Genomic DNA, 7,121 nt, shown 5'->3' with positions numbered 1-7,121 from the left:
ACAATATTAATCTTATAATTGAGTATTTATTTTTTAATAATTTTCTAGATATGTTTCAAGAAAATACTTAAATTAAAATACACTTCTCTCTTGGCATAATAAAACAATCTATCTGACTGGAGCTTTAACTTAGTAAAAAAGCTTGTAGTACTTATTAAATTCCTAACAAATAATTTAGATAGCCAATAAAAGCTAACGCATTTTTACAGCAGTGCCTGTGGCAGTAATCAGCAAAAGAACTCCTGATTGGTCAAGATTGATTGTGCCAGTATCAATTTCAATCCCGATTACAGCATTTGCTCCTAAACGTTGTGCCCGTTGTTCTAATTCTTCTAATGCCTTGCGTTGACCCTGCTCAAATAAACGCTCATAGCTAGCAGTGCGTCCACCGATAATATCACGAATACCAGCCAAAAAATCCCGTAAGAAATTGCTGCCGTAGACTACTTCGGCTGTCACAATACCTAAATATGACTCAATCACGGCTCCTTGAATTACATCAGTAGTAGTTATAATCATAAATTAACCTCCTAGATAATATACATATTGATTATTCAGATCTTAATCCAAATGTGTGAAAAATTGTAACTTTGATTACAAAATATTAGGTTGAATAAACATCTTCTCCCACAACTTGAGATTGCGCTTTCAGCTTTAGTATTGTCCTCACCAGAAACTAGGACTTAAAGGAACATTTGACTGATTAAATTTATCTTACCGTGTAATGACCATAAAAAGATGTTAATGCCGGGATGATTACTTCTAAAAAGGTAGTATAAAAGACTAGAAATAATATGCAGAGTTAGCAAATTATTAAATTAAATAATAAACATCAATGAATATCAAACCCTGTAAGGTTGACCTATCAAGATATAGGATTAAGTTAAGTGCCTATTGATATTTTTCGAGGAATGCGTATAAATACCGATTAAAAAACGTGTCGTTTTGTTGCTGTACTGTTTTATATAGGATAACTGCATTCGATTGTTGATAGTTTATACTTATTCTTCAGTCAAAACTCTCTTATGGAGTGCTGAATGTAAAGGAACAGTGAATGAACTATTAACATCTAAATTCATACGAATAAATACAGTTTTCAAAAATCCATATTTTTGTTTTAATGTACAAGAAAAAAGTCCTCTAAAATTTCAGGAAATTTACTGTGTACAAGCCAACATCATTCGTGTTTAGTGTGGTGTTACTAGGATGTTTTGCCTTCACCATACCTTCAGTAGCTCAAGCTCAGGTATTAGTGGCGCAAGCCAAAAACCCACAATTAAAGCAACTACTAGAAGAAGGACGGAGGTTAGTAGATAGTGGCGATTATGGTGGTGCGATCGCAGTTTATCAGCAAGCAGCTAGTCTAGATCCCAAAAATGCTAAAATCCATTCAGGTATTGGCTACCTATACGCTCAACAGGGAAATTACCAGGCAGCACTAACTTCTTATCGTCGTGCGATCGCCATCAACCCTAACAACAGTGATTTTTATTACGCTGTGGGTTACATCAAAGCCAATTTGGGAGACACCGCTGGGGCAAAAGAAGGTTACCGTCGGGCCATACAGCTAAACCGTAATAACGTTAACGCCTATTTAGGATTAGCTGTGACCCAATCTCGTATGGGAGACTATAATGCTGCGACTTGGGCATATCAACAAGCAATAGATTTGGATAAAAACAACGCCCAGACTTATGAGTTGATGGGTTCGATGTATAAACAGCGACGACAAACCAAACAAGCCAACAGCTTGCTTCAAAAAGCCCGCGACTTATACAAGCGGCGCAATGACTTACAAGGAGTGGACAGAGTAGAAGCTATGCTGCGGCAGTTAGGAGGATGAGGTTAATCTAACTAGCGTCCCGTTAATTCCACAAAAATATCTTCCAGATTAGAGGGACGCAGCACCATTCCGGTTTGATCGGGCTATTCGTTTAAGTAGACATTTACTGCTTCCAAAGATTGGGAAAAACAAATATTCTCAACTACGAACGCTATCATTTCCCACTTCAGACACACCCAATTGCTTCATCACAAACCTTTTCCGTTAACAGAACAGAGCTGTTGTAAAGTTCCCAAACAAATCAGCCTATCGCTATCCATAATACCGATGTGTCCTCGCTTGGTAAAGCAAAAAGCATCGCAGAAAAATTCAACCTCATCCATATAATGGGTCGTCAGTAGCATCGTCTCCTTGTTTATTTAAATACCGAATAATTTCCTAGAGACTTCGCCTGGTTTGGGGGTCTAGTTCTATCGTTGGTTCATCCAAAAACAGAATTTGCAGTTGATGCAATAAGGCTCTCGCAATCTGCAACTGTCCTTTCATACCCCCAGACAGGATTTTTACCAAATCATTACATTTTTCTGCTAACTCAACATCCTTCAGCCATTACCTCAGTACTAATACAGATTTTCTCTGAGGTTGCTCCCAAACAAGGGGCAAAATTCCCAAGTTTCACCAAGCTTGGTTTTGTGCAGTTTAATAAATAATTGGTAAGTATCTAGGCATAAATAAATTTAAAGTTTGTAGTAAGGACTTTAGTCCTGATAATCCTTGCTCTGAGCGATAAATCGCTCACTACAAACTAAGAGTTTATTTTATATTTAATTATGTCTACCTACTTATTAAGTCGTCAAACACCATAGTCCTACTCGGTCATTTATGAAGTAATACAGTTCAGATCAGACCAAAACACTTGTAGAGACGGCGATTTATCGCGTCTCAAAAACCCAAGATTTTATATAAGTAACGCTTTGAACCATATTGATTTATGAACAACAAAATTCCCGACTTCTTAGAGAAATCGGGAATCTAAGGCTTGAATTTTCACAAATCAAATAGGATTTATATAGCGATTTTGATAGTAAGCCAAAATTTGCTTAACTTGTTGCCGACTTTGTGAACCAGAATTCGCTGTCCACGAGATGGACAAACCACCAATTTGACTTTGATTATAATCAAACTGTTGGGATGATTGGGGAATTAAATCCACTTCCACCCCTTCAACTTGACGTAAATGAGCTGCTATCTCTCTATAGACAGCTAAAGGACAACCAGCGAATTCAATTTTTTCCTTAGTCTCCATCTCTATGAAGCTCCAACATTAAGAGGATTCGAGGAGGGCGTTGCCACTGAAATAGGATTGCCATTAGCAGATGTAGCTGATGGTGTTGAGTTGACAGGCCCTTCCCCTACCATTTTGGCAACTTCGATACCAAATTGTTCGAGAATTACAATCGGGTTAGAGCCTCCATTCATTTCAATCCGCTTAATCAGTACGCCATTTGCTAATCGCTGTCCCGCTTGCACATAGCGACTCGTTGGCTCATCTGGTACTTTGATAATTGCCTGCGGTTCCTTACTAATTAGAACTACACCAGTCACAATAACTGCCCTTGCTAACTCAGGTTGTGCTGCTGGTGGCAATACAGATACTAAAGTCGGGTTGGGGACAACTTGAGGCAAAACCTTAGGTAAGACTGAAGTCAAAGTAGAATTAACTTTTTTTGGTACAGAAGCAATATTATTTTTCTTCTGATTTAAAGCTATGCGAGGTGTTGGAAGTTTGCGTCCTGCTAGAGATGCAGTCGGTAGCTTAGGCAAGATAGGAACAGGTTTTCCAGTCCCGGATGTTTTAGGTATTCCCGAAACCGCCTGTCCAAAAATTTGGGCAAACGGGTCAGTCCGCTCTTTTGATACTAGAATTAACGGTGCCCGCTCTGTAGGATTAGTGGATTGAATCAAGTTAACAGATGCAGGAGTAACTTGTGAAACCTGTTTGGCAGGTATCACTGGATTCTTAAAGGATTGAGCCGTTGGTGGAGACTTTGCTACTATTTTAGGAATCGGCGCAGGATTAACGGCTTGTTGTGTATCTTCAGAAGCACATCCAGCGATCGCTAAGGCTAAAATAGCTGCAATTGTAATTTTTGAATTTCTGCCCATGAGCTGTTCTCAAAAGCCATTGGAAAATTGAAAAATGGAAATATACATGCCTAAAATTTGTATCAAAGGCAAAGTATGTTACCTTTATAACCTAATTTTTTACATTTCAAGGGTTATTTTTAACACTAACATCCCAGCATAACTGCGGGTTTAGTTTATTTGCAGTTAATCGTCTGCTACACCCATAAGCTGTTTCATCAAATCCAGACCTTTCTTGACTCTACGGGAAACTGTCACGACACTTATCCCGAGATGTTCTGCAACTTGTTTTTGTGTCAAATCTTGTAAAAACACGCATTCCAAGACATCACGGGTGCGTTGTTCGAGTTGAACCAATGCTTGTTGCAAGCGAAGTTGGTCTTCTTGTGCCAATTGAAAGCTGCGATAGTGAGGATCGGGAACCAATTCTCCTAAACAAGTAGAACCTTCTTCTCCATCTTGGATTGGCACATCAAGACTCAAGGGAGCGCGATTTATCCACGCTAACTTAATTTCTTGCCATTCATTTGGAGAAATTTCTAGCGCTGTTGCTAATTCGGTATCTGTTGGTTGGCGATTATGCTTTTCACGCCAAGAACGTGACACTCCTATTGCTTGCTGTTGGAGTGCTAACCACTTCCGAGGAATTCGCACAGTAACACCTTTATCTCGGAGATAGTGTTGAATTTCACCCCGAATATAAGGAAGCGCATAGGAACTAAAGGCATGTCCCTTGGAAAGTTCAAATTTTTCAATCGCTCTGATTAAACCCAAACATCCAACCTGGAGCAAATCATCGTAGGTTTCATGACATTGATTTGTCCAGTAGTGAGCTTCTTTTCTTACAAGTCCAAAATTGAGTTTTACGAGTTGATTGCGAACATTTTCTGACCGAGATTGCTGATATTCTCGCAACAACTGCCAAATTTCATGTTTTAGTTCATTGGTGACTGTGGTAGGCATAGCACCGTGTTTATTGAGTAAATTAACAATCAATTACTCACTTTTAAATAGTTGCGATTGTGCGATATTAAACAGAATATCGCGCTATATGTAATAGCAATTACTATGGGATTAACAACTTTTTTTCAGCAAAATTCCAATAGAATTGTTTGACAACCGCGCAAAATTTAAATGGGTGAAGTTGGTATTTAGTTTGTTATTTATCTTTGGGATAATCTGTAGCTATTTTTAGAACTACATAGAAATAAAATATAAAATTAATCACTAAATATCAAACCGAGATTTTACGTAACTTTAATTAATTAATGGTGAAGCTAATTTCCCAAAACAAAACAACAATAGTCGGAATTTTATTAGATAGTAAAAGTTTGATTTACAGTAAAATTACCTGTCAATTAAACCGAAATTCATCTAACAATTAAAATTAACTAATAATATTTGAAAAATAGTATGTATATTTACGCAAGTAAACACAACAAAGAGCAATCTCGCACTTTGTTGTACTGAAGAGATATTGCAGGGCAAAATATCACTAACCCAAGCATATTAGGCTTTATACTTTCCCCGCTTTGTGAGAAACCTATGTACTACCCTGAAAAAAGGCAGGGCTGTTTCATTCTTTCAAAGCCTCTTGAAAAACTGGGGACAAGGGAAGTATAAATTCTTCTCTTGTCTCTTTTCGTCTCTGTAAGGCTTTTATAGGAATGAAACAGCCCTGAAAATGTGGGCAAAGAAGTTAGTTTTTGCGAACAAACCTGATATTTACAGAATTGTAGTTCTGAATGCCAGGTTAGTTATCTAACTCTAGATTAGCTACGAGTCGATTCAACCCGTGCAAAAAATAGACCGCGAATCTTGACTTCTTTCGGTTCGCCAGCACCTAAGTCTGTATCAGATGGCTGTTCGCTCTCGAAAGTACCAGCAATTTCACCACTAGAACTATCTACTTTAGCGATTTGCAGAGAAATCTTACCGTTAAGATTTTCAGCACGCTTGACGTTAGTGCGGGTAAGTTCTTCATCATCCGCTTGGGCGGGGAGAGCTACGGCATTATCGTAGCCACTGACGACACCACGGCCTTTGGGATCTAGGAAGGCAGCACCACGGTAGGAAGGAACTTTGAAAGTGCCTTCAAAGTCCGTAGAGGTGTTAATACTGCTCAAACTGGGTTGGGTTTGAGCAACCAAGTTTTTGATGGTGAAGAGGAAAGGTACTCGCTCACCGCCAGGAAGTTGTACGGTGATGGCTTGGAAGTCAAGACCATCAGTTTCTTCAAAGGTCAAGCTATTATCTGAGTTGATTTTTAGGTTGCCTTGTACCTGGTCAATAGTGGAAGTGTATCTAGTTAACAATTTACCAGCAACAAATTCTGCTTCTTGGCGTTTATTAGCAGGTTCTTCTTTGATGAAAAAGCTAGTTGGTTCTAAGCAAAGTTCTTTGATGGCATAAGACTGGCTAGAATCAATGGGAATGGAACCACGGCTTGTTTCGGCTAGTTGGGGGCATTTGTTTGCCAAGCCAGTGCCACGAATTTGGTCGTAAGTAAGTACATCTCTACTACTAGTAGCAGGAGCATCACTACAAGCAGTTATTAGTCCCAGGCACAAAGCCAAGAATGCAACAATTAAAGCGCGATACCTCATGGTCAACCTCAATCTCAAAAATTAATATCTAAGTTGTAAAACTGCATCGAAGCTTTGATTTATGACGAAAAGCCATCTTCGAACTGACACTGCGTTGCTCTGATTACCAGAATTGAAACAAATGTCAGGGCGTATAGGCTGGAAGTCGCCAGTCAAACTTTTCTCTGCTAAACGTAGTTAAACGTGTCGTTCTCTTGAGCTTGGGGAGTAAACCCCAGAATAAGTCGCACACTGTATCCTTTTTGGATGTGTGTAACTAAGGAGCAAAAAACCAGCAGTTTTACTGTTGGTGGCATTTGTTAGAGTTGGGCGGGTAGATGAGTAAGCGCTACACAAAGCAGCATAAGTGCTTGCCTCAAAGAGTGCGAAGAGAGTTGTCTGCTTTGCACTTTGCTTTTGCCAATTGCAAAAGCAGCGTCGCCCAAGTCTTTTTGTATCATGTATGTGACGCTACTACATACAGCCCATTGTTTGATGGGTAAATTAGCCAGATCATACGATTTTTTTTAACTCAAAATCAAAGTACTCTTAATTAACAAAGTCTCGTCCCCATCGCATCTAGCTGATGTGGAGGCTATGCTAAAGGT

Annotated in this window: 7 protein-coding genes; 1 reads left to right on the top strand and 6 read right to left on the bottom strand. The window is 39.0% G+C overall.

Annotated elements, in window-relative coordinates; translation table 11 throughout:
• Positions 1-192: 192 nt before the first annotated feature.
• Positions 193-519: a YbjQ family protein gene (locus tag GNF10_RS08515; RefSeq protein ID WP_012411120.1), complete on the bottom strand. Its 327-nt coding sequence runs from the start codon at positions 517-519 to the stop codon at positions 193-195.
• Between the two features lie 643 nt (positions 520-1,162).
• Here GNF10_RS08515 and GNF10_RS08510 point away from each other — a divergent pair.
• Positions 1,163-1,843, top strand: coding sequence for a tetratricopeptide repeat protein (locus tag GNF10_RS08510; protein WP_114086120.1), 681 nt, complete (start codon positions 1,163-1,165; stop codon positions 1,841-1,843).
• A gap of 378 nt (positions 1,844-2,221) precedes the next feature.
• Here the strand turns inward: GNF10_RS08510 and GNF10_RS38435 are convergent, their stop codons facing one another.
• The 5 genes from GNF10_RS38435 to GNF10_RS08485 all read right to left on the bottom strand — a co-directional run bounded on the left by GNF10_RS38435 (position 2,222) and on the right by GNF10_RS08485 (position 6,534).
• Positions 2,222-2,329 carry a hypothetical protein gene (locus tag GNF10_RS38435; RefSeq protein WP_260446237.1) on the bottom strand — a complete coding sequence of 36 codons (108 nt, stop codon included), beginning with the start codon at positions 2,327-2,329 and terminating at the stop codon, positions 2,222-2,224.
• A gap of 508 nt (positions 2,330-2,837) precedes the next feature.
• Entirely contained in the window at positions 2,838-3,089 is a 252-nt protein-coding gene (locus GNF10_RS08500; RefSeq protein ID WP_185585303.1) for a hypothetical protein, read from the bottom strand.
• A 2-nt stretch (positions 3,090-3,091) separates the two neighbouring features.
• Positions 3,092-3,949 carry a hypothetical protein gene (locus tag GNF10_RS08495; RefSeq protein WP_185585302.1) on the bottom strand — a complete coding sequence of 286 codons (858 nt, stop codon included), beginning with the start codon at positions 3,947-3,949 and terminating at the stop codon, positions 3,092-3,094.
• A gap of 165 nt (positions 3,950-4,114) precedes the next feature.
• Positions 4,115-4,891: an RNA polymerase sigma factor SigF gene (locus GNF10_RS08490; RefSeq protein WP_114086117.1), complete on the bottom strand. Its 777-nt coding sequence runs from the start codon at positions 4,889-4,891 to the stop codon at positions 4,115-4,117.
• An 809-nt stretch (positions 4,892-5,700) separates the two neighbouring features.
• Positions 5,701-6,534: a photosystem II manganese-stabilizing polypeptide gene (locus GNF10_RS08485; RefSeq protein ID WP_012411115.1), complete on the bottom strand. Its 834-nt coding sequence runs from the start codon at positions 6,532-6,534 to the stop codon at positions 5,701-5,703.
• Between the last annotated feature and the right edge of the window lie 587 nt (positions 6,535-7,121).

It is taken from the genome of Nostoc sp. UCD121 (assembly GCF_014222285.1).
In the GTDB taxonomy this organism is placed as follows: domain Bacteria; phylum Cyanobacteriota; class Cyanobacteriia; order Cyanobacteriales; family Nostocaceae; genus Nostoc.
The sequence above is the reverse complement of the archived record's forward strand: the minus strand, read 5'-3'. Positions and strand labels throughout refer to the sequence as shown.